The following is a 21,855-nucleotide window of genomic DNA, read 5'->3' on the forward strand; positions in this document are numbered from 1 at the left end:
GCCATTAACCCGATTAAAATATTGAATAGTCACCTGACGAAATTATCGCCAATTCCGCAGCTAACGTACCAGAGGGTGCATGATGTTTAAGAAAGGGTTAACGGTGTTATTGCTGGCCAGCGCGCTTTTTTCGGGTCAGCTTTTCGCTACTAATCAGGGACATGAATATCTTCAGGTGCAGGATGCCGATCACCTATTACGACACACGGCCGACAGCGATGAGCTGCGAGTAACGGCGGAAGAATCCGCCGCCGATCTTCGCGAGCACCACCACTGGCAGAAATCACGCAAACCCGATATCCATATGAGTTAACCGTCAGCCTTTACGCTTCGGCAGCGTCTTCATCAGGTCTTCGGGGCTGACGGAAGCCACTACGCTGCCCGGCAATGGCATCTTCAGGATGTGATGTTTCATCTTGCCGATCACGTGCATTTCGCACGGTCGGCAATCAAATTTCAGCGTCAGCACTTCATCGCCATTTACCAATTGCATCGGCGTGGCTTTCCAGCTCTTGATATTCCCTTTCGCCTGTTTCGGACACAGATTGAATGCAAAACGCAGGCAGTGCTTGGTAATCATCACTGGAACATCGCCCTTTTCTTCATGCGCTTCATAGGCTGCATCAATCAACTGGACGCCATAACGGTGGTAAAACTCACGCGCTTTATGGTTATAGACGTTAGCCAGAAAACTCAGATGCGTCTGTGGATAGACCGGTGCCGGCTGGGCAACAGGTTTACGACTGCCACGCCGGTAGTTTTCCAGACGCGCGGCATCCAGCATGTCGATGGCTTCACGGCGCAACTGATTCAGTTGACCATTCGGTACAAACAGCGCGCCCGGCAGATTCACCTGAATATTGCGGGCGTAGTACATCGTCTGCCCAAGTTTTGCCAGTCCGTCCTGTAGGTTACTCAACGCTTTTTCCGCATTGTTCGCTTCCTCAAACTGACCATCCAGCGTATGGGTGATACTCACGCCGTCTTCACTGGTCAGTGTCAGGATCAACTCTTCCTGCCAGCCGCCCAATTCAATATCAACCGCGACACGGCGTTCGCTGGAGGTTTTGGTCAGCGCCTGTTGCCAGTTATGATCAAGGTTGCGATTCAGCGGATGGTTAGCACGAACTTTGTGCAGATCGGCAGGCATTTCATTCGGCCACACCCGGTAACGATTGTGCCCGGTTTTTTCAACGGTATTAGCGCGAAATCCCACGACCTCACGCTTGATTAACACGTTCAGGCCATCCCCGTTTGCCAGCGGTTCCGTCACGTCGACATCAAGATAATCCTTCGCCACCTTCAGGACTTCACCCACTGGCAAGCCAATGAATTTAGGTGAGTCGAATGCACCAATGTCGCCTTTACGGGCATTTACAAAATAGTCAGTGCTACCGCGGTGGAAGGTTTTCTCCGTAGATGGCGTGAAGAAATGCTCAGTGCGACCTGCAGATGAACGAGCCAGATCGCCGCGTTCTTCGATGATGGCATCCAGCATCTGCCGGTAATGTGCAGTGATGTTTTTCACATAGCTCATGTCTTTGTAGCGCCCTTCAATTTTGAAGGAACGTACTCCGGCATCAATCAACGCACCGAGGTTGGCGGTCTGATCGTTATCTTTCATCGACAGCAGGTGTTTTTCATACGACACCACCCGGCCCTGATCGTCTTTCAGGGTATACGGTAGTCGGCAGGCTTGTGAACAGTCGCCGCGGTTAGCGCTGCGCCCGGTTTGCGCATGAGAGATATAGCACTGGCCTGAATAAGCAACGCATAACGCACCGTGGATGAAAAACTCGATCGTCGCGTCCGTCACCTGATGAATCGCGTGAATCTGCTCAAGACTCAGTTCGCGCGCCAATACAATCTGCGTGAATCCGACATCAGAAAGAAACTTCGCCTTCTCGACGCTGCGAATATCACACTGGGTGCTGGCATGTAGTTCAATCGGTGGGATATCCAGTTCCAGAATCCCCATATCCTGCACAATCAGCGCATCAACGCCAGTCTGATACAAATCGGTAATTAACCGCTGAGCAGGTTCCAGCTCATCATCATGCAAAATCGTGTTCAACGTCACAAAGATTTTCGCCCCATATCGATGAGCGAATGGCACCAGTTCAGCGATGTCTTTCAGGCTGTTACTGGCGTTATGACGCGCGCCAAAACCCGGTCCGCCAATGTAAACGGCGTCAGCACCGTGCAAAATGGCTTCACGCGCAATGGCGGTATCCCGGGCCGGGCTTAACAATTCAAGGTGATGAGGTTGCTGGCGCATACAGTTGTTACCATCCACAAGCGGTAAAAATGGCGGCTATTGTAGTCAGAAGCGCGACATTTCGGAATAGTTTTCCCAATTAACCGCGTGGGTAATGGATCAGGGAATGAAAGTGAACCGTCTGTTCGCTGCTGTTACGGTAACTATGTGCAGTATCACCCGCAAAACGGACGCCCTCACCCGATTTGATGGTTCGCCACTGTCCGTCAATGCACATATCCAGCAGGCCACTAATCACCACTACGTGCTCAATCACACCGGTTTCATGCGGTGTAGATTCACTCAACGCCCCCGGTGCCAGCAATATTGAAAAATGGTCAAAACAGAGTTGTGGGTCCCATGGAAACAGCGGTGTCACTACCATTGCCTGCTGTTGGGGATCAAAAGTCGCTGTGCCTTCTGACTCTGGTGGTGAAATAAACGTCGAAAACGGCACGTTCAGTCCGGTGGCAATTTTCCATAGCGTCGCCACTGTTGGGCTGGATTCATTGCGTTCTATCTGCCCCAACATGGCTTTAGAGACACCCGTTTCTTCTGCCAGACGCGACAGACTCCATTCCCGCTGGTGACGTAATGTCCGGAGCGTGGTAGCCAGATAGTGGGTTAAATTGTCCATTGTCGCCTTCCTCTATCTCCTGTTTCTGTCCATCAGCTTATCACTTGTACGCTATAACGCACAGTGCTACAGTGAATGACCGTTATAACGCACGCGGAGTCGCTATGCGCACATTATTAATCCCTTTGCCCACCGTTTTATCGGGTTTTGTTGCCGTGCTGGTCGGCTATGCCAGTTCTGCAGCCATCATCTGGCAAGCGGCGGTAGCCGCAGGCGCAACGACCGGGCAGATTGCGGGCTGGATGACCGCACTGGGAATCGCGATGGGCGTGAGCACGCTGGCATTGTCAGTGTGGTATCGTGCTCCCATCCTGACCGCCTGGTCTACGCCCGGTGCTGCGCTGCTGGTTACGGGTCTGCAAGGCGTGACCATTCAGGATGCTATCGGCGTTTTTATTGTTGCTAACGCGCTGATAGTCCTGTGTGGTGTGACGGGGTTGTTTGCACGTCTGATGCAAATAATCCCACACTCACTGGCGTCGGCAATGCTGGCTGGGATCCTGCTGCGTTTTGGTTTGCAGGCATTTAATAGTCTTAATAATGAGCTTCTGCTGTGCGGCAGCATGCTGCTGGCGTGGCTGGTGTTAAAAGTTGTCGCGCCCAGGTACGCCGTCATTGCTGCCATGCTGGTGGGTACCGCCATCGCACTGCTAAAAGGTGACATTGTCACTTACAACATTAATTTATCTCCGGTGATGCCTGAATTCATCACCCCCCACTTTTCTCTTGCACACAGTATAAGCATCGCATTGCCGTTCTTCCTGGTTACCATGGCATCACAAAATGCTCCTGGCATTGCCACCATGAAAGCGTCAGGTTATTCCTTGCCCGTTTCACCGCTGATTGTCTTCACTGGTCTGTTAGCGCTGCTGTTTTCGCCTTTTGGCGTTTACTCTATTTGTATTGCCGCCATAACCGCGGCAATTTGCCAAAGTCCCGAAGCACATCCTGATGCCAAACGACGTTGGCTCGCCGCCGCATCGGCAGGCGTTTTCTATCTTCTGGCTGGTGTATTTGGTGGTTCGGTCACAGGACTGATGGCGGCCCTGCCCGTAAGCTGGATCCAGATGCTGGCTGGCCTTGCTTTACTCGGTACGATTAGCGGTAGTCTGTATCAGGCATTGCTTCATGAAGCGGAGCGAGATGCTGCCATCGTCACCTTTCTGGTTACTGCCAGTGGTTTGACCTTAATGGGGATTGGCTCTGCTTTCTGGGGATTAATCGCCGGAGGGATATGTTATGCCACGCTGAGATTATCGCGACACACGTAATTGCGTTGGCGTCTTGCCCGTCATCTGCTTAAACCGATTGCTAAAATGGCTTGCTGAACTGAATCCACAAGCCATCGCGATATCCGACAAGCTACGTGAAGAATAACGGACCAGTTGCTGCGCCAGCGCCATACGACGCTGCATAACATACTGATGCGGAGCCATATTCATCGACTGGCGAAACATTCTGGCAAAGTGGAAATCGCTTAGTGCCGCTTCGCCTGCCAAATCGCTGAGGGTCATTGGGTAGGCCAGATGCGCGTCAATATAGGCCAGCACATTGCGCAATGTGGCTGGCGCAAGCCCACCGGTTACCACCGGCGGCCGCCATTGAACGTTGCTGTAATGTTGAATCAGATGCGTCAGCAACAGCGAAGATGCCGCGCTGAGCGTTAGATGATTAGCCGGTTGCTGCCAGTCATTACCCAGTAAAAACTGGCGATAAACCGCCGTGATCCCCGGATCGCTGCCGAACGTATGTTCGTCCAGCGTGAAGCTGTAAGGGCTTTTGTCCCAAACTTTCTCACCCACTTCCCGCAGATGCGCGTCGGTACAATAAAGATGTACAAAGGAAAGATCGTCACGAATATCCCAACTGGATTCGCTCTCTTTCGGCATCAGGCAGAAGCGATCCGGGCCGCCGCCGTTTTTCCAGCCCCCTGCCGTCTTGTGATAGCTTTCGTAGCCATCCGCGATATATAAACTGAGCGTGTGGTGATCGCAATACTGAGTGATGGTATCGCGCTTGTTCGACCACGCCGCCAGTTGGATCCCCGAATGTAACGCAACCGACTCATGCAGCACGGCATTATGTTTGCGTAAGTTTTCAAAGGCGCCATAGGGCTGAGACATACCATCACATTCAAAATAAGTTAGCAGGCTTTCAGTCTATATCAGCTACATGTTGTTAACAGCCTCCTTTTCACTTTCGCGAGAAAAAAAGCGCAAGATTTTGCAAGTCTGCCGCAATCAGATGAAAGCCAGCCCCGGCCAGCCATGACACTGTGTGCGCTTAAATACAAAAATGAGAGAGATGTATGAACGCATTGTTGTACTGCCTGGTAGTCGTGATATGGGGAACGACATGGATTGCCATTTACCTGCAGCAAGGTCCGGTAGCTGCCCCGGTCTCTATCTTTTGGCGCTTTGCGGTCGCCAGTTCGGTGATGATCCTTCTCCTGCTGTTCAGCGGCAAATTGCGTAAGCTCTCCGGACGCGACCACCTGTTTTGTCTGTTACAGGGCGGGTGTGTTTTTTGCTTCAATTTCTGGTGTTTTTACACGGCCGCAGCGTGGATTAATACCGGTCTGGAGTCGGTAATTTTCTCGATGGCCGTGCTGTTCAATGCGGTGAATAGTTTTGTATTTTTTGGTCAAAAACCACCGATACGCTTTTATTTCGCCGCGGCGCTGGGGTTGACGGGTATCATCACCCTGTTCTGGCAGGATTTGGTCAATAGCGGCCTGAATCATACGCTGCTGTTGGGTATTGGTTTAAGCGCTCTGGGAACGTTTGGTTTTTCCCTGGGCAATATGATCAGCCTGCGCCATCAGAAAAAAGGGCTTGAAGTGATGACTACCAACAGCTGGGCCATGCTGTACGGTACCTTGCTAATTGCCATCATTGCACTGGTGCGCGAGGACAACTTCACGCCGCAGTGGACGTTCAGCTATCTTAGCGCGCTGTTATATCTGGCTATTTTTGGCTCGGTGATTGCTTTCGGCGCCTATTTCACACTGGTAGGACGCATCGGTCCGAGTAAGGCCGCCTACAGTACGTTACTTTTCCCGTTGGTCGCGCTGACGCTGTCAACATTGTATGAAGGATACGTCTGGCAGGTTAACGCAATTGCCGGATTAGTGCTGATTTTGCTGGGTAATCTGGTGATGTTTGCACGCCCGGAGGCGTTAGTGGGGAAACTGCTGTACCGTCGTCGGACGGCATAAAAAAAGCGCACCATCCAAAGATGGTGCGCTCTGCATTACTGTTTTTTGTTGACATCAAACATGGAGGCGTCTGTCGCCATGTCATCAACAACTTTCTTCAACGTTTCGAACGCCATCGGCGTACTTTCGTTGTTCAGGTCCTTGCCTTCACCCTGACGTACCACTTTAATCACCGGCTTATTGGTTGCCGCATCGATCAATTCACCTTCAAAATAGAGGTGAGTATCCATGGTGCGGTGACCTGTCGCCATTTGTGTCCCCGCTACGAGTAACGCAACCGGAACGACTTCATAGAACTGCAGCCCTTCCTTGCTGGTTGCGACACCGGTAATCGCGCCACGGAAAATCAGGCTGCGCGGGCCGGGGGTCGTCACCAGGGGTTTACGTTTACTAATGGCGGTTTTCATTTGCGTATTGGTATAGCTCAACAGTTTATCCAACACCTGTTGCCCAACCTGAGTCGTTGGTTTAGGAATCGGATAATAGGTTATCGGGTTATACACAATACTGTCATATTTGGACTCATTGAAGTTGGGATCAACCCAACGCAGCACAGGCTGTCCTGTTGCCGATTTCGTTTCCTTCAGGCCAGAGTAATCTTTTAAAAAACCTGAATATTTATCTGGCTGCGTGATTTTTGACGCACAGCCTGATAACGCCAGTAAACCCGTAAGCACTGCAACTTTAAATAAAGTTTGAGCACGCATGGAACGATCCCTTAGTATTTGCAGATATGCATCTGAAATAATAGCAAAAGGAAATCATTTTGGATGTGCGAAAAATGGTAAGCGCCGCACAATTTTATTTTTGCGCTCAGCACAAAAAATGCTGAACGCAGAGCGTGGGCCATCAGCCGATTTTGCGGGCCAGCATAGTCGCAAAACGCAGTTTAATGCGATTGCCGTTTTCGTCTGTACGATGCAGTTCCCCCACGTCTTCGTTATATTTCAGCAGCTCCCATCCGCGGTAATAGTTGCGTAATTCCCCCGCTTTAAACGCGAACGGGAAGCCAACAGTGCACGGGAAATCATCGGTATCCATCGCCGCAACGATTAAGTTATATCCACCCTGTTTCGTGCAACGTTGCATATTTTCGATAAGCCCCGGAATGGTTTTCGCTTCGAGGAACATCAGCACTACGGTAGACAGGATAAAGTCGTATTCACCATCAAAACTCAACGCATTAAGGTCCGCGACGCTTGCCTGCAGATTAGTCAACCCTTCGGCTGCTTTGATACGCTCAAGATTAGCGATGCTCATGGGATTTTTATCCCATGCTGTCACATCATAGCCGTTTGCCGCAAGGTACAGGCTGTTTCGACCGTTACCGCAGCCCAGGTCTAACGTTTTGCCTGGCTTAACAATTTTCGCCGCTTCAACGACATCGGAATGCGTACGGGTTAGATCGTATTTCTCAGTAAAGTAGTTTTCGTCGCAAAGGGTCATTATTTATCCTCAGATTTCAGTAATGCAGCACGCTCCGTGCGGATGAGCAGTTTCCCCTGCATCAACAATGCAAACGTACGTACCAGTAATAATGCAATGATAACATTGGTAAAAATAAACAGAGGGATCGACAGCATATGAAAAAATCCCGATTCGCTGCCGTGTCCCAGATGCAGCCCCGTTGTCGCCAGGGCCGACACGCCGAACGAGAAGCTCCAGAAAGACGCATTAAACGGCTGAGACAGATACCACGGCATGAGGCGTAGCATAAACAGCAGTTGCAGCAGACCATAGCCAAACAGCATTTTGGCCAACGTATCGCCCTCGCCGCCGTTGACGCTAAGCCAGGCGCTGCAGGCGACCAGCGCAGGCGCCAGCTGAATGCCAAGCGAGGTACGTAATGCCGTTGGCAGCTCGCCGCAACTGCGTAAACGCTGCAGAATAACCGGCTCGAGGCTGAGCCAGGAAAATACCCCTGCGCCCAAAAACACCAGTCCTGCGTCGTTGAAACCCAGCGCACCACAGGCCATTGCGCTAATAAAGTTATTGGCGACAGTCGGCAAATACAGCCCCGGTGTGGTGGCTTCTTCTGGGTGATCTCCGCGCCATAATCCTGCCGTTTGCCAGGCCGCGTACGCCAGTTGGATAACGACCCCAATGCTGAACAAGCCAAGCGCCAGCGGTCGATACCACGGGACAAAACCAATCGCGACCAGCATGGTTGTGGCCGGAAACAGACTGACAAAGCTACTCATCACTGGATGACGAATCTCCGCCAAAACGCTATGCGGAAAACGCAGTAAACGACTAAAAAAGGCCAGCGTCAGCAGCCCCCAAATGACCATGGCCAGGATGACTAACCCATCGCCTATCCAGTGGCTCACAGGCCACACCTGACTGGCATATCGCCACGCAAATCCCATCCCGATGATGCCCAGTACCATGCCAAAATAACCGGCCGGAAGATTAAGGACCCGATCACTATGCTTGTTATTACTCATTTTGTTTATTTTTTAAAGTATATTTGAAATGCATTTTATGGAAATTATGGCGATTTAGCCAGTACGGAAAACTTTGCTACGTTTAACTAAGGTGCGCAACACGGAAATGAGCTATGACCAAATACCGTCTGAGCGACGAACCTCGCTCCTTCAGTTATCAGGATAATGGCAACAAAAGAAGCGTATTACTACGCCAGATAATTGCACTGATCGATTTTAATGATGTTCCGGCCGGCACGCCTGGTGGCTGGATTGATAATGAAGCCGTACTGGCGCAGTGCGGTGATTGCTGGATTTACGATGAGAACGCGATGGCATTTGCGGGGGCAACCATTTCTGGAAATGCCCGCATTACGCAGGCCAGCGTGGTCAGAGATGGCGCACAGATTGGCGGTGCCGTATGGATAGATCGGGCTGAAATTAGCCATGGCGCGCAAATACGTGACAACGTCACCATTCAAAATTCTGTTGTACGTGGCGAATGTTTTTTGTCGGGCGATGCACGTGTTTTGGGAGGCTCCGAAGTCATCGCCGCCAAAGGGTTAACCCGTGAAAGTGACCAGCCCCTACAAATATATGATCGCGCAACCGTAAACCATTCACGCATTGTGCATCAGGTGCAGATCTATGGCGATGCAACCATTGACTACGCTTTTATTGAACATCGCGCCGAGGTTTTTGATTGTGCCCGCATCGAGGGTAATGAGGAAAATAACGTTTGGATCTGCGATTGTGCGAAGGTATACGGCAACGCCCGCATCATCGCTGGTACCGATGAAGATGCGATACCGACCCTGCGCTATAGCTCCCAGGTGGCTGAGCATGCGGTGATTGAAGGTAACTGTATCCTGAAACACCATGTGCTGGTCGGGGGGCATGCAAAATTACGCGGCGGGCCACTCTTGCTGGATGGACACATCCTGATTGAAGGCCACGCCTGTATTCTGGGTGAAGTGCTGATCGAGCATCATATTGAGATAACCGGTCAGGCCCACGTTGAAGCCTTTGATGGTGATGCAATCCATCTGCGCGGGCCAAAAGTGATCAACGGCGAACAGCGTATTACGCGCACCCCCCTCGCCGGTTTATTCTGAAACGCTATCAATGATACGGGCATAGAGATTCACATCATGATAACCATCATTGAGAAACTCTGCCTGCTTTAAACACCCTTCCAGCTGAAAACCGTTGCGCAGCGCCACCTGGTTACTTTCCAGGTTATCGACGCGGCATTTAATAATGAACCGACGGATCTCGCCACGCTGAGCATAATGATGAATCAGTGCCTGTAGCGACCGGGACATAATACCCTGTCCCTGATGAACTTCATCCAACCAGTAGCCAATGTAAGCCGCTTTATTCAGCGGTTCTATTTGGTTAAATGAAATAACGCCAACCACTTCACCTTGTTTGAAGATAAGGAACATTTTGGCGTAGCCACGCTGGTGCAACATCATATTCCCCTGCACATTCTTACGCGTATCGTCCTCAGATTCGACAAGCTGCGGCCAGTTCAGCGACCGCTGGAGCCACACTTTATTTTTGAGCACCAGTCGATGCAAAGGCGTGACGTGTTGTTCTTCTACTGCCCGCAGTTCCAGCGTGTCACTGACGGTAATAATTTCTGGCATGTTTATCTCCTTGGCGATTGTAAACGGGGGATTTCTGACTGGCAGTAGCCGATATTAATCTGCTTAGCGCCGTGGATGTCATATTTTTATGCTGTAACAGCAATAACTTAGAAACAATCTCTGGCGTGGAAGCCGTTACTCTGGATGTCCGGTTATCCCATGCCTGGATAGGCCGTAATGATGACAACAACACTTTCATTCTATTGCTAAGGAGCAAGCATGGCAGCACCTTTGGGTCGTTTAGCACTTATTCCGCTTTTACTGATTACCGCCTGTCACCAACCCATCCCCACCACGCAAGCGGGTTCTGTCCCCTTTGCCGTTAACAAACAACCGGTTGTAGATAATACCACGCTGGAAATTTCCCGTAGCGCGCTGGAATATAACATTCATAAGGTTCAGCAGCTGCTGGGAGACAAAACCCGGATGTGCGCCATTCTTAAAGGCGATGCGTATGGCCACGATCTCTCACTGGTTACGCCGGTGATGATGCAAAACGGTGTGCAGTGTATTGGCATCGCCAGCAACGAGGAGATTAGCATTGTTCGTCAGTCAGGCTATACATCGCAGCTGATGCGCGTTCGCAACGCGACGGAAAAAGAGATGCGCCAGGCGGCGGATTTTGATACCGAAGAGCTGATTGGCAATCTGGATATGGCTAAACGTCTGAGTGCAATTGCCCAGGAGAAAGGGAAAACGATTCGTATTCATCTGGCCCTGAACTCTGGCGGTATGTCACGAAACGGTCTGGAAGTCAGCACCGCGGCAGGTCTGGAAGAGGCCCGCGCCATTTCCACGTTACCCGGTCTGAAAATTGTTGGCATCATGTCACATTTCCCGGAAGAAGATGCGGCGGTGGTTAAACGCGATCTGGCCCGTTTCAATACGCAATCGGCCCAGGTACTCAAAATTACCGGGCTTAAGCGCGAAGATGTCACCCTGCATGTCGCGAATACGTTCGCCACCCTGACCGTTCCTGAATCCTGGCTCGACATGGTGCGTGTTGGCGGTATTTTTTATGGCGATACCATTGCCAGCACCGAATACAAACGCGTCATGACGTTTAAATCCGCAATCGCGTCGGTAAACCATTACCCCAAAGGAAATACCGTCGGCTATGACAGAACCTATACCCTTAAACGTAATTCCGTTCTTGCCAATATTCCGACGGGTTATGCTGATGGCTATCGTCGCGTGTTCAGTAACGTGGGGCACGTATTGATCCACGGCCAGCGGGTTCCTGTACTGGGTAAAACATCCATGAATACCGTGATTGTTGATGTGACCGATCTACCGCAGGTTGCCTCCGGCGATGAAGTGGTGTTATTCGGTAAACAGGGAAATGCGCAGGTGAGCGCAGAAGAAGTCGAAGAAATTAGCGGCGCGCTGTTCACTGAAATGTCGATCCTCTGGGGGGCGACAAACAAACGCGTAATGGTCGATTAACACCTAAAACAGGAAGGGCTTCCTTTTCTCGCTGGAAGCCCTTTTACACAGTGAGCACAGTACTATTTAGCTCTCACTGACACTCTCTCTTTGCAAAATTTTGAGCAAATCTTCCTTCAGGTGAAGTTTCTGTTTCTTAAGACGAACAATGTCCAAACTGTATCCCCGACCATCCGAACCTTCCAGTCTGGAAATCTCATGATCAAGGCTGTTGTGTTTTTCGAATAAGGACAGAAAACGAGGATTCTCGGATTTCAGTCGGGAAATAAGGTCTCTGTATTCTGGAAACATACTTTCTCCCTGTTAGTGGTAAAGAGTGTGTATAAGAAATACACACCTTCAGCTTATCGGTTTGAGTCAGGGAAAAATGCGAGCAGGATCGAGTAAATAGTGTACAGAATTTTTTAAGAAAATGACGAACATGGCTCCCCGTCAGGAGAGCCATAAAGGTGAGGATCAACGCATTTCGCGGTCGTCAACGTACTGACGTTTATCCGGCGCTGGCGGGAAGTACTGATACAGCCAGGTTTCACTGATGGCGTCGCCCTGACAACGCAGGAACATACGCATATCTACCGGATCGGTTGAGTCAGAAGTCGGATACCAGTCAAACTGAATACGGTAGCCGTCGATAGGTTCAACGTAGAGGATCTCAATCTGTTTCGCTTCACCACTCGAAAGCGTAATTACCGGTTCAATACCTTTCGGCGCGGCGGCTTTTAAATCTCCACCAACGAAATCAACGGCAAAACGTCGTGCCCATTTTTCCGGGTAGTGCTCGCCCGGCGCCCATCCTTCCGGGAAGCCGCCCATACCTGTACGGGTCGCCATCACGCGAGCCAGCGGAGAGCGCACTGGCGGCTGAGCGCTCCAGTACAGGCGATATTTGAATTCCAGTTCATCGCCGGCTTTGATCTTCTTCTCCGGCTGCCAGAAGCAGACGACGTTATCCAGCGTTTCCCCGGTCGTCGGGATCTCCATTAAGCCAATGGTTCCCTTGCCCCACTGGTTACGTGGCTCAACCCACAGGCTTGGGCGCTTGTTGTACCAACCCATAATGTCCTGATAGTGGGAGAAGTCACGATCCAACTGCAGCAGGCCAAATCCGCGCGGGTTGTTATCGGTATAGGCATTAAACTGCAGTTTTTGCGGGTTATTCAGCGGACGACAGATCCACTCGCCATTGCCCCGCCACATCGCCAGACGGTCGGAGTCATGAATTTGCGGGTGAATGGTGTCACACATCCGGCGTTCATTGTTACCACAGCTGAACATGCTGGTCATCGGCGCAATACCGAGTTGCTTGATGTCTTTACGTGCATAGACATGATTCTGTACATCCATGATCACCTGCGTTTTCTCACAGTGGATCACAAACTTAAACGCGCCGGTCACGCTTGGGCTATCGAGCAGTGCATAAACAGTAAATGAAGTGGCGCCCGGTTTAACCGTTTCGAACCAGAATGCGGTGAAGTCCGGGAACTCTTCTTTGCTGTCGGTATACGTATCAACCGCCAGACCACGCGCCGACAAACCGTACTGATAGGTGTCATCTACGGCGCGAAAATAGCTGGCACCGAGGAAAGACACGACATCGCGACGAGCCAGTTCAGGCGCTTTGAACACGCGGAAACCGGCGAAACCGAGATCGGTTTGCCCTTCCAGCTGTTTGGTATCCACACCGGCATCGTTGTACTTGAAAAGCTCCGGGCGGAAGTGGATCTCACGCGCCATATGCGTACTGTCATCAACCGAGTACATGCGTACGCGGCGACGGAAGCCCATTCCCACATGGAAGAACTGCGCGTCAAGTTGACGATTTTCAACGTTGTTCCACAGTGACTGTTCTGCGTCGTACTGAATACTGTTGTAAGCCTGCGGCGTCAGTTTAGCCAGCGTATCCGGCAATGCGCGCGGCGCGCCGCCCCAGGGTTTCTGTGCTAAATCATGGGCCATCGATTGCAGAACGGAAAAATCAAAACGTACGGTTTTTCCGTCTGCAATGTCAGACTCTGCCGCATAGGCGGCGCGGGAAAAGAGTGATGCAATACCACTGGTTCCGCACACGGCGGCCACTGCCATTGAACCTTTAATAAATCGTCTGCGATTCATGCCTGAAAGTGAGTCCTTCTGGTCGTGTAAATGGTCCCGCGCCGGTCAAAATCTGCGGCAAGAGAGTGCACATTTCTGACCGCTCACTCTAGACAAAATTCATTAATAATCCAATTGTTGGTCGACGATTATCTGTACAAAATCGAAAATATTTTATGTCGATAAGAACAGGCCGAATCCCGTGTAAATTCAGTTAAAGTAAACCACACCGCCGTTTACTACGTTCTTCTGCCTCCTGATACAACGCAAACTCATCATATACTGCGCAGCCCAGCGCCTGTTCAAAGGCATCGCGGCTGGAATTACCGTGGCTGCGCGCCTGCGTTTCATTACCCAGATTAGACTGGAAAATCCCTGCGGCGCTCACGGGCAAAAAATCCTCGTAGGTGATGGGTTGCGCAACCAGCCACCCTCGCTCAATGAGCGGCTGCGGGTCGTCATCCGGACGGATAGCCTGCCGATGCGCCTCGCCCGACGGCGTCAGGCGATAACGGAACCAGGCAAGCCCTTGCTGGCGCAACAGAAACTCGCTGTCCGGGAACGCTTTAAACACGTCCTGAAGATGCAACTGGTGCGTCAGGTTATCTTTCCCCGTCCCCGCTTTACTCAACAGTTCGTCGTACAACGCCCGGCCCTTTGGCGTCAGCGCCACACCACGTTGCTCGATTTCGCCAAAACGTGCTGTGTGAGTCCCACGCATTTCGCCGGCAAACAACACCGGTTCTTCCAGCGCCTTAAAGCTGGTCTGGCGCAGCAAGATAGGCACCTCGCGCCGTGGTGGGCCTTCAATGAGAATTTTCGGTGCAATACCGCACTCCGGCATCATCGACTGCACCCGATCGATATCCAATGTACGCGGCGTCAGATGGTTGATATGACAACCAGGGAAGCACACCACATCGGCAATCAGTCGATGCTCGTTATGCAAGGCATGATACGTTTGTTCATCTACGGTGGCGTGTTGATGCCAACGGAACGTTTCCAGTGCCTCATGCACAAATTCCTGAGCTTGTGCGGGTGTGAAACTACCCTGTGCATCAAACTCATCCAGCAGTTCGTGGCAACGACGCGTGAAAATATCACGCTTTGCGAGGATCTCCGCTGCCTGCTGGCGCAACACCGTGTTCTCGATTAATTCGAGGCGTAATAACGAGGTAAATACCCGGAACGGGTTGCGCGAAAGCGAAGCATCGTCGATAGGACGAAACGCCGTGGAATGGACGGGGACGCCGGCCTGGGAGAGATCGTAATAGCTAACCGGATACATCCCCATAATGGCAAACATCCGCCGCAGTGTAGACAACTCCTGCGCAGTACCGACCCGAATTGCCCCATGGCGTTCAACATTGAGCCGTGCCAGTTCATCCGCATTGGCCAGTTTTTCATGCAGCGTCGGATTATTTTCCAGTACCGCCAGATTCACATCAGCGACAAGTTCCAGCAACGTGCCATACTGCGGGACTTCCTGCTGGTACATTGCTGACATTGCCTGCGAAAATTGTTCCCGAATCTCATCAGCCGTGATGGTGTTCGCCATAATGTCATGCCTCCAGTGAATATTACCTGGAGTGTAGAAAACGCTGCTGAGTCCGGTGGGAAGAATTTACAAACTGTGATCCCGCATAAATTCCCCCCACCCACAAAGGCAGTGAACTGAAGCTTACTGACGCGGTTTTAACTGACGTTCCAGCCATGGCAACATCTGTTTTTTACGACTGAGCATGCCTTCGACCTTGCAGGGTTGCGGTAACTCTGACAACTCAGATCCAGCGAACCACAGGCTGGTATCGCCAAGATTGATGTCCGTCAGCATCAGTACCACCAGCGCAGCCTGATTTTCCTCAGCATAACGGGTCATCTCCTCGCGGAGATCGTCCAGCATACCGTCAACCTGGCGCAATGCATACAGCTCGAGTTGCGCCACGCAGACTTTATGCCCATGAATGGTGAACGTTTTAATGTCTTTATGCAGCAGCTCACGGGCACTCATGTCTTCGACGCTGGTTTTGGCCGACAACAGATCACGGCTAAAAGCGTCCAGATCCACACCCGTTTTTTGGGCCAGAGCCCCCACCGCCTGGCTGTCATCCGGTGTAGTAGTCGGCGAGCGAAGTGTGACAGTGTCACTTAAAATAGCCCCCAGTAGCAAAAAAGCCTCCGCAGACGACAGCTGACTGCGCTCGTCATCCGCCATCAGTTGCCACAACAACGTCGCACTGCTGCCAACAGGTTTGACCCAGACCTCTGGAGGAAGACGAGTCACTAATCCGCCGAGTCGATGATGGTCGATGATACCAACGACATTGCTCTCAGACAGCGATTCCGGTCCCTGTGTCGGTTCGGTGAAATCTACCACCCAAACATCCTGATCGGTCAGCGGAAACGTGAGTCGTTCGGGCATGTCCAGTCCTGCATGCGCAAAGATAAATTGCGTTTCGCGGTTCGGTTCGCCCAGACGCCATGCCGTCGCCTGCTGGCCGCGTAACGTAAGCCAGCGAGCTGTCATTGCCGCGGTGCAAATGGCATCACTATCGGGGTTAAGGTGCCCTATTACATGGATCATGGTCAGTGCCTTGTGATGATGGATGATGAAAAAGCGAACAATTGTCCGAGTATAACGACTGGCTACATTCCCTTCCATGATCCCACTACGCGGTCATGCTGTACAAAACATAAGCAAAATAAATCAGTTGTAAGTAAAACGCGTTAAATGTTAATAATATTTTGCTATCAAGTTATCAAAAACAAACAACTTCACTTGTCACCAATACGGCTCTGTTTTTAACATCGCTTATGGAAAAAAATGTTCTGTTCAATCAGCGCATTCGCTTGCGCCATCTTCATACTTTTGTCGCCGTTGCCCAACAGGGAACGTTGGGACGTGCGGCCGAAACCCTTAACCTGAGTCAACCAGCCCTCTCCAAAACACTGAACGAACTGGAGCAACTGACCGGAACCCGACTCTTTGAACGCGGTCGCCTTGGTGCACAATTAACGTTGCCCGGCGAGCAGTTTCTTACCCATGCGGTAAGAGTGCTTGATGCACTCAACACTGCCGGGCAGGCATTAAATCATCGTGAAGAATCTCAGAATGATGTCGTGCGTATTGGTGCCTTGCCAACAGCTGCGTTGGGTATTCTTCCGGCGGTAATCGGTCCGTTCCATAAGCAGCAAATGGAGACTACGCTGCAAGTTGCCACCATGAGTAATCCCATGATACTGGCCGGTTTAAAATCCGGGGAGATCGACCTCGGTATTGGCCGTATGGCCGATCCGGAATTGATGGTCGGTCTGAACTACGAACTGTTATTTCTGGAATCGCTCAAACTGGTCGTGCGTCCTAACCATCCATTGTTACAGGAAACCATCACGCTGAGCCGGGTGATTGAGTGGCCAGTGGTGGTTTCGCCGAAAGGAACCGCCCCTCGCCAGCATGCTGAGGCATTGTTGCAAAGTCAGGGCTGTAAAATGCCGCCGGGTTGTATTGAAACGCTGTCAGCATCGCTCTCCCGTCAACTGACGGTTGATTACGACTATGTGTGGTTTGTCCCTTCAGGCGCGGTTAGAGAAGATCTGCGCCAGGCAACGCTGGTGTCATTGCCAATTCCCACCCACGGTGCGGGTGAACCCATCGGTATTCTTACTCGTGTCGATGTGCAACTCTCTCAGGCCGCCCAGATCCTTATCGCCGCAATACGCAAAACCGTACCTGTTTAATCGTATTGATGATTGGGTCTGTTATTACCGGCAGGCCCACCCCATGTAAATGTTCAATATATGGACGGTAAAACCGTCATAAAACACAGCTAAAAAGCGTATTTTTACTTACAAGCAAATTAAGCAATACTTATTATTGATGATATTTCTGTCGAATAATGGCGGATGAAATTCTCTACACAAACTTACATCTATAAATTTTCTTTTAGAATTCAATGAAGAATAAAAAATCAATCTAATTAAGTTAATACTATATTACATTAAATAATTAGCTATTGCCCCTAATCTAAATCTTAAAAAAAACCAACTACAACTTCACCTGCTATCCAGTCAGAATCTCGGGATATATAATGTCTTCGCTATTTAATTTGTTATTAAGGAAAATAACATGAAATTTGTTAATTGTATAAGTGCAGCAGCGCTTCTGATCGCAGGGGCTGCTTTTCAGGCCCAGGCGGCTGGTTCTGACTCTGCAAACATTGACTTTGCAGGAAACATTACATCATCAACCTGTGATGTCAGTATTGATGGTATTTCTGCTTCCAAAGAAGTCAAACTGCCAGACATCACCGTTTCTGCGATGCAAGCGGCTGTCAGCAGTCCTGCGATGAAAACCAAATTTCAGATCACCGTTAAGAACTGCGCCACTGAACCAGCAGGCGGTAAAGTAAAAGGCCAATTTTCAACAACCGGTAATTACAACAGCACCAGCAAAGCATTGTTAAACGCTGCGACAGGAGATAAAGATGCGGGTTTCCAGGTAGAAGATACCGCAACCAGTACTATTATCGATTTTACATCAGCCACACCGCAATCTGAAGCCACTTACGATACCACCAACGGTGCAGAATTTAATTACACCGTCGGTTATATCTATTCAGGTTCTGGCACGCCGACCGTTGGTGTAGTGAAAGCGAATACCACCTTTGTAACAACCTACCCCTAACAAGCTGTGTAAGGTCAAGAATAGTTAATAACTCTGCTGCAATTTTTAATTCAAGGTTGCAGCTATTTAACCAAGATATAAATGATATGAATCTACAAAATACATTCAGAATAATTATACTTTCTACCACTATCTCTTTTAGCTATTCGTCAGTCGCCAGCATAGTGATTAACGCTACCCGTGTCATTTACCCTTCCGACGCGAAAGAGGCGCTCATTAAAATGGTGAATCAGGGGCAACAACCTTTATTAGTCCAGTCCTGGTTAGACGATGGTCATGAAGATGTTGATCCGCAAACCTTAAACGTTCCTTTTATCGCCTCCCCCCCGGTAAGTCGGGTCGATCCTAAACAGGGATTGACCGTACGCTTAAACTGGGACGGTCAACCGTTACCTACCGATCGTGAAAGCGTGTATTGGTTTAATGCACTTGAAATCCCCGGCAAAAATAAAGATGCCGCCAAATCGAATCAACTGCAGATCGCGCTGAAAACCCGCATCAAAGTATTTTATCGCCCGGCATCCCTTCCAGGTTCGGCGGATGACGCAATCCAACATCTGAAATGGAGCCTTGCTAACCAAGGTAAACAAGTTTGGGCGACGGCGAAAAATGACTCTCCTTATTTTGTTTCGCTTGTTGGCGCTAACATCACTTCCGGAGGGAAAAAATACAAAATTGAGCCCGACATGGTCGCCCCTTTTTCCAGCGCCAGCTATGAAGTGAAAACGCTCACCACTCCTCGGCTAGAATCCGTTTCATGGACAGCCGTCAATGATTACGGGGCTAACGTTGACGTAACGGATAAATAAAGAACACGTGCAAGGATTGCTCTATGTCGATGTCAAAACACCGGTTAGCGACCTCAGTATGGGTATTACTGGCTATTTGTCAGACAGGATTTGCTGACGATAATTACATTGAATTCAACGATGACTTTATCTTCAGCAATGCAGGTAAAAAATCGACAATCGACGTGTCACAATATGCGCGCGGCAACCCGGTGAAACCCGGTATTTATACCGTCTCCGTTTGGATTAACGGTGAGCAACAGCAAACTGCAAAGATCCAGTTTATTGACAACCACACCCCGAACGCGTCTCCCTGCCTGACTCGTGAGGTGCTCGATGAAGCAAACGTTGATGTAAACAAACTCCCCACGGCAGATGCGGACGAAGGTGAATCGCAATGCTATATACTGGCGGATTATTACCCCTCATCCAGCGTGAGTTACGATCCTAATTCACAGATCCTGATGCTCACAATTCCGCAGCTGTTTCTCGTCAGCCACCCTGCGGGTTATGTCAACCCCGCACGTTGGGATGCCGGTATTCCTGCTGCAATACTGAACTGGAGCTTCAGCGGCTATCACAGTGAAAACGACGGTAGCGCTTCTGACAGTGGTTATCTGGGGCTCGGCTATGGTCTCAATTTGGGAGCATGGCGGTTACGTTCCAGCGGCGCGCTGAACTGGGCAAAAGACGATAGCGCGACCTGGGACAACTACGACCTCTATTTGGCACGCGATTTACCCCCTATCCGGGCACAAATGGAACTAGGTCAGGTCACCTCTCGCAGCGAAGTACTGGATAGTATCGGCATTAAAGGCGTACATCTGTATAACGACAAACGTATGGATCCACATGACGGTCGCTACGTTCCCGTCATCAACGGCGTGGCTAACAGTAATGCCAAAATTACCGTACGACAGCAGTCTCGCATCATCTATGAAACCACCGTTCCCCCAGGTCCTTTTGCCCTGAAAGATTATTATGTGGCAATCAACGGCGCTGACCTTGACGTTACCGTGGAAGAAGCTGATGGGTCAAAACGGTTATTCACCGTACCGTACGCCTCTGTTGCTCAGTTAATGACCAAAGGTGAAGTTGACTGGGATTTTGCCGTTGGGACATTAGACAACGATGGCAACAGCGATTCTCCCTGGGTGCTCACCACTAACGGTAATTATGGACTGAGCGATATTTTCACGCTGTATGGCGGCATACAATCAATGGAAGAAGACTATCTGGCGGGGATGCTGGGTCTGGCGATGAATACGCGTCTTGGTGCTATCGCAGTCGATGTTATCCACTCTCGCGCTTCACTTGAAGATATTGGCGCTCTGCAGGGGCAGAGTTACCGTATAAGCTACAGTAATGTGCTGGACGCAACACAGACCAATTTCAGCTTTAGCGCCTATCGATACAGCACCAAAGATTACCTCTCGCTTAATGACGTCATCTCTTTGCAAAATAGCATCGATAGTTATAGCGACGATCACGATACTAACCGTAACGATGCGTATCGCAACAGCTACAGCCATTCCAAGAATGAGCTTCAGGCTAACGTCAATCAACCGATCAACCTTAACGGTGAAGATTACGGTTCATTTTATCTCAGCGGCACCTGGACGAGTTACTGGGGTAGCTCAGACAAAACGTCTCAGTATTCGCTGGGCTACAGCAATACTTTCCGCTCCATCTCGTGGAATATCTCGTTGCAGCGCAGTTATAACGAATGGGGCGATGAAGATGACAGCCTGTACGTTGGGTTGAGTATTCCTTTTGGTAGCAACGCTCAAAACGATCAACCAGCATTCTCCAGTCTGAACCTCAGCGCCAATAGCGACTTTAGCGGCAACAACGGTTTCACCAGTACGGCCAGCGGCAACAGTAGCAACAATAAATGGAACTACAGCCTCAGCACCACCGCTAACCAGGCCAGCCAGGGAGAAGACACCTATTCCGTCAGCGGATATTCCACTTATAACGGCGCGCATGGATCGACCAGCGTTTCCGCTACAGTCGATAAAAATCATAACCAGCAGTATTCCCTAAACAATAACGGCGGTGTGCTGTTACACAGCGGTGGATTGACGCTCTTACCGGGTAATGTCAACGCACAAAGCGCCATAGCCCTTATTGAAGCGCAAGGTGCAGATGGCGCGACCACCACCAATGGGTATGGTGAGATTGACAGTGCCGGATACGCAGTTGCCACCAGTCTTTCACCTTATGCCGAGAATACCGTCGGACTGGATCTCAGCACCATCAAGGCGGACGTCGAAGTGAAAAATACCTCCGCCGCCGTGGTTCCGCGCGATGGTGCCGTGGTGAAAGTCACCTTCGCCACCCAGCAAGGTCAATCGGTGTTTGTCACGCTCAGACGTAGTGATAACAGTTTCATTCCATTGGGCGCGAACATTCTCAATGAGCAGGGAAAATCCGTTGGCGCAATGGGTCAGGCGGGCCGCGCCTTTTTACGCGGGATCGAACAACGTGGCAGCCTGAAGGTTATTTGGGGGAGCGACGCGGCAAGCTACTGCGATGTGACCTACCAGATCCCTGACGCGCCCGCGATGATCGGAAAATCAATTCATCTGGAGACGTTAGTTTGCCAGATGCCAGGAGCCGGAAAGTAGCTTATGCGCCAGGTAATGCTTGTTTCT

The 21,855-nt window shown here is 50.5% G+C and carries 20 protein-coding genes; 9 read left to right on the top strand and 11 right to left on the bottom strand.

The window, feature by feature from the left end; all coding sequences use genetic code 11:
* Nucleotides 1–82 precede the first annotated feature (82 nt).
* Complete coding sequence (locus AL515_RS13140; RefSeq protein WP_048211598.1) at nt 83–313, top strand: DUF2554 family protein; 231 nt, start codon at nt 83–85, stop codon at nt 311–313.
* 3 nt (nt 314–316) lie between these two features.
* Here AL515_RS13140 and AL515_RS13145 read toward each other — a convergent pair whose 3' ends face one another.
* Nucleotides 317–2,278, bottom strand: a complete 1,962-nt coding sequence (locus AL515_RS13145; protein WP_061067943.1) for a peptidase U32 family protein — start codon at nt 2,276–2,278, stop codon at nt 317–319.
* Between the two features lie 79 nt (nt 2,279–2,357).
* On the bottom strand, nt 2,358–2,894 hold the full coding sequence (locus tag AL515_RS13150) for a helix-turn-helix domain-containing protein (RefSeq protein ID WP_061067944.1): 537 nt from the start codon (nt 2,892–2,894) through the stop codon (nt 2,358–2,360).
* Nucleotides 2,895–2,998: 104 nt separating this feature from the next.
* On the opposite strand from AL515_RS13150, the gene AL515_RS13155 reads away from it, so the two are divergent.
* Nucleotides 2,999–4,165 (top strand): benzoate/H(+) symporter BenE family transporter, encoded by a 1,167-nt coding sequence (locus AL515_RS13155; RefSeq protein ID WP_061067945.1) that lies wholly within the window; start codon nt 2,999–3,001, stop codon nt 4,163–4,165.
* On the opposite strand, the gene AL515_RS13160 is transcribed toward AL515_RS13155, so the two are convergent.
* Nucleotides 4,148–5,017 carry a helix-turn-helix domain-containing protein gene (locus AL515_RS13160; protein WP_061067946.1) on the bottom strand — a complete coding sequence of 290 codons (870 nt, stop codon included), beginning with the start codon at nt 5,015–5,017 and terminating at the stop codon, nt 4,148–4,150. The genes AL515_RS13155 and AL515_RS13160 overlap by 18 nt on opposite strands.
* A gap of 185 nt (nt 5,018–5,202) precedes the next feature.
* Here AL515_RS13160 and AL515_RS13165 point away from each other — a divergent pair, with 185 nt between their 5' ends.
* The gene (locus AL515_RS13165; RefSeq protein WP_061067947.1) at nt 5,203–6,111 is read left to right on the top strand and encodes a DMT family transporter; all 909 of its coding nucleotides are present in this window, start codon (nt 5,203–5,205) and stop codon (nt 6,109–6,111) included.
* 35 nt (nt 6,112–6,146) lie between these two features.
* On the opposite strand, the gene AL515_RS13170 is transcribed toward AL515_RS13165, so the two are convergent.
* The 3 genes from AL515_RS13170 to tehA all read right to left on the bottom strand — a co-directional run bounded on the left by AL515_RS13170 (nt 6,147) and on the right by tehA (nt 8,558).
* Nucleotides 6,147–6,818, bottom strand: coding sequence for a DUF3313 domain-containing protein (locus AL515_RS13170; protein ID WP_048211592.1), 672 nt, complete (start codon nt 6,816–6,818; stop codon nt 6,147–6,149).
* A gap of 142 nt (nt 6,819–6,960) precedes the next feature.
* Nucleotides 6,961–7,557, bottom strand: a complete 597-nt coding sequence (tehB, locus tag AL515_RS13175; protein WP_061067948.1) for a tellurite resistance methyltransferase TehB — start codon at nt 7,555–7,557, stop codon at nt 6,961–6,963.
* Nucleotides 7,557–8,558 carry a dicarboxylate transporter/tellurite-resistance protein TehA gene (gene tehA / locus AL515_RS13180; protein WP_061067949.1) on the bottom strand — a complete coding sequence of 334 codons (1,002 nt, stop codon included), beginning with the start codon at nt 8,556–8,558 and terminating at the stop codon, nt 7,557–7,559. The genes tehB and tehA overlap by 1 nt, the downstream gene beginning before the upstream one ends.
* A 113-nt stretch (nt 8,559–8,671) precedes the next feature.
* On the opposite strand from tehA, the gene ydcK reads away from it, so the two are divergent.
* Nucleotides 8,672–9,652: a YdcK family protein gene (gene ydcK / locus AL515_RS13185; protein WP_061067950.1), complete on the top strand. Its 981-nt coding sequence runs from the start codon at nt 8,672–8,674 to the stop codon at nt 9,650–9,652.
* On the opposite strand, the gene rimL is transcribed toward ydcK, so the two are convergent.
* A complete protein-coding gene (gene rimL, locus AL515_RS13190; protein WP_061067951.1) occupies nt 9,644–10,189 on the bottom strand; it encodes a 50S ribosomal protein L7/L12-serine acetyltransferase in 546 nt (181 codons plus the stop codon). The genes ydcK and rimL overlap by 9 nt on opposite strands.
* 219 nt (nt 10,190–10,408) lie before the next feature.
* Here rimL and alr point away from each other — a divergent pair, with 219 nt between their 5' ends.
* Complete coding sequence (gene alr, locus AL515_RS13195) at nt 10,409–11,635, top strand: alanine racemase (RefSeq protein ID WP_061067952.1); 1,227 nt, start codon at nt 10,409–10,411, stop codon at nt 11,633–11,635.
* Nucleotides 11,636–11,701: 66 nt separating this feature from the next.
* On the opposite strand, the gene AL515_RS13200 is transcribed toward alr, so the two are convergent.
* From AL515_RS13200 to AL515_RS13220, 4 genes are all read right to left on the bottom strand, one after another.
* Nucleotides 11,702–11,926 (bottom strand): YdcH family protein, encoded by a 225-nt coding sequence (locus AL515_RS13200; protein WP_003020276.1) that lies wholly within the window; start codon nt 11,924–11,926, stop codon nt 11,702–11,704.
* Nucleotides 11,927–12,091: 165 nt separating this feature from the next.
* Complete coding sequence (locus AL515_RS13210) at nt 12,092–13,747, bottom strand: glucan biosynthesis protein D (protein WP_048211586.1); 1,656 nt, start codon at nt 13,745–13,747, stop codon at nt 12,092–12,094.
* 193 nt (nt 13,748–13,940) lie between these two features.
* The gene (hglS, locus tag AL515_RS13215) at nt 13,941–15,284 is read right to left on the bottom strand and encodes a 2-oxoadipate dioxygenase/decarboxylase HglS (RefSeq protein ID WP_061067953.1); all 1,344 of its coding nucleotides are present in this window, start codon (nt 15,282–15,284) and stop codon (nt 13,941–13,943) included.
* A 123-nt stretch (nt 15,285–15,407) separates the two neighbouring features.
* Nucleotides 15,408–16,310 carry a manganese-dependent inorganic pyrophosphatase gene (locus AL515_RS13220; RefSeq protein ID WP_061067954.1) on the bottom strand — a complete coding sequence of 301 codons (903 nt, stop codon included), beginning with the start codon at nt 16,308–16,310 and terminating at the stop codon, nt 15,408–15,410.
* 230 nt (nt 16,311–16,540) lie between these two features.
* Here AL515_RS13220 and AL515_RS13225 point away from each other — a divergent pair, with 230 nt between their 5' ends.
* The 4 genes from AL515_RS13225 (at nt 16,541) to AL515_RS13240 (ending at nt 21,828) form a co-directional block, all read left to right on the top strand.
* Nucleotides 16,541–17,464, top strand: a complete 924-nt coding sequence (locus AL515_RS13225) for a LysR substrate-binding domain-containing protein (protein WP_048211583.1) — start codon at nt 16,541–16,543, stop codon at nt 17,462–17,464.
* A gap of 388 nt (nt 17,465–17,852) precedes the next feature.
* Nucleotides 17,853–18,410: a fimbrial protein gene (locus AL515_RS13230; RefSeq protein ID WP_061067955.1), complete on the top strand. Its 558-nt coding sequence runs from the start codon at nt 17,853–17,855 to the stop codon at nt 18,408–18,410.
* A gap of 86 nt (nt 18,411–18,496) precedes the next feature.
* A complete protein-coding gene (locus AL515_RS13235) occupies nt 18,497–19,219 on the top strand; it encodes a fimbria/pilus periplasmic chaperone (RefSeq protein WP_048211581.1) in 723 nt (240 codons plus the stop codon).
* Nucleotides 19,220–19,242: 23 nt separating this feature from the next.
* Nucleotides 19,243–21,828: an outer membrane usher protein gene (locus tag AL515_RS13240; RefSeq protein ID WP_061067956.1), complete on the top strand. Its 2,586-nt coding sequence runs from the start codon at nt 19,243–19,245 to the stop codon at nt 21,826–21,828.
* Nucleotides 21,829–21,855 lie beyond the last annotated feature (27 nt).

The organism is Citrobacter sp. FDAARGOS_156, from assembly GCF_001559235.2.
In the GTDB taxonomy this organism is placed as follows: domain Bacteria; phylum Pseudomonadota; class Gammaproteobacteria; order Enterobacterales; family Enterobacteriaceae; genus Citrobacter; species Citrobacter youngae.

Coding starts and splice junctions, on each gene's coding strand:
- AL515_RS13140 (WP_048211598.1), top strand. CDS start 83: ATGTTTAAGAAAGGGTTAACGGTGTTATTGCTGGCCAGCGCGCTTTTT.
- AL515_RS13145 (WP_061067943.1), bottom strand. CDS start 2,278: ATGCGCCAGCAACCTCATCACCTTGAATTGTTAAGCCCGGCCCGGGAT.
- AL515_RS13150 (WP_061067944.1), bottom strand. CDS start 2,894: ATGGACAATTTAACCCACTATCTGGCTACCACGCTCCGGACATTACGT.
- AL515_RS13155 (WP_061067945.1), top strand. CDS start 2,999: ATGCGCACATTATTAATCCCTTTGCCCACCGTTTTATCGGGTTTTGTT.
- AL515_RS13160 (WP_061067946.1), bottom strand. CDS start 5,017: ATGTCTCAGCCCTATGGCGCCTTTGAAAACTTACGCAAACATAATGCC.
- AL515_RS13165 (WP_061067947.1), top strand. CDS start 5,203: ATGAACGCATTGTTGTACTGCCTGGTAGTCGTGATATGGGGAACGACA.
- AL515_RS13170 (WP_048211592.1), bottom strand. CDS start 6,818: ATGCGTGCTCAAACTTTATTTAAAGTTGCAGTGCTTACGGGTTTACTG.
- tehB (WP_061067948.1), bottom strand. CDS start 7,557: ATGACCCTTTGCGACGAAAACTACTTTACTGAGAAATACGATCTAACC.
- tehA (WP_061067949.1), bottom strand. CDS start 8,558: ATGAGTAATAACAAGCATAGTGATCGGGTCCTTAATCTTCCGGCCGGT.
- ydcK (WP_061067950.1), top strand. CDS start 8,672: ATGACCAAATACCGTCTGAGCGACGAACCTCGCTCCTTCAGTTATCAG.
- rimL (WP_061067951.1), bottom strand. CDS start 10,189: ATGCCAGAAATTATTACCGTCAGTGACACGCTGGAACTGCGGGCAGTA.
- alr (WP_061067952.1), top strand. CDS start 10,409: ATGGCAGCACCTTTGGGTCGTTTAGCACTTATTCCGCTTTTACTGATT.
- AL515_RS13200 (WP_003020276.1), bottom strand. CDS start 11,926: ATGTTTCCAGAATACAGAGACCTTATTTCCCGACTGAAATCCGAGAAT.
- AL515_RS13210 (WP_048211586.1), bottom strand. CDS start 13,747: ATGAATCGCAGACGATTTATTAAAGGTTCAATGGCAGTGGCCGCCGTG.
- hglS (WP_061067953.1), bottom strand. CDS start 15,284: ATGGCGAACACCATCACGGCTGATGAGATTCGGGAACAATTTTCGCAG.
- AL515_RS13220 (WP_061067954.1), bottom strand. CDS start 16,310: ATGATCCATGTAATAGGGCACCTTAACCCCGATAGTGATGCCATTTGC.
- AL515_RS13225 (WP_048211583.1), top strand. CDS start 16,541: ATGGAAAAAAATGTTCTGTTCAATCAGCGCATTCGCTTGCGCCATCTT.
- AL515_RS13230 (WP_061067955.1), top strand. CDS start 17,853: ATGAAATTTGTTAATTGTATAAGTGCAGCAGCGCTTCTGATCGCAGGG.
- AL515_RS13235 (WP_048211581.1), top strand. CDS start 18,497: ATGAATCTACAAAATACATTCAGAATAATTATACTTTCTACCACTATC.
- AL515_RS13240 (WP_061067956.1), top strand. CDS start 19,243: ATGTCGATGTCAAAACACCGGTTAGCGACCTCAGTATGGGTATTACTG.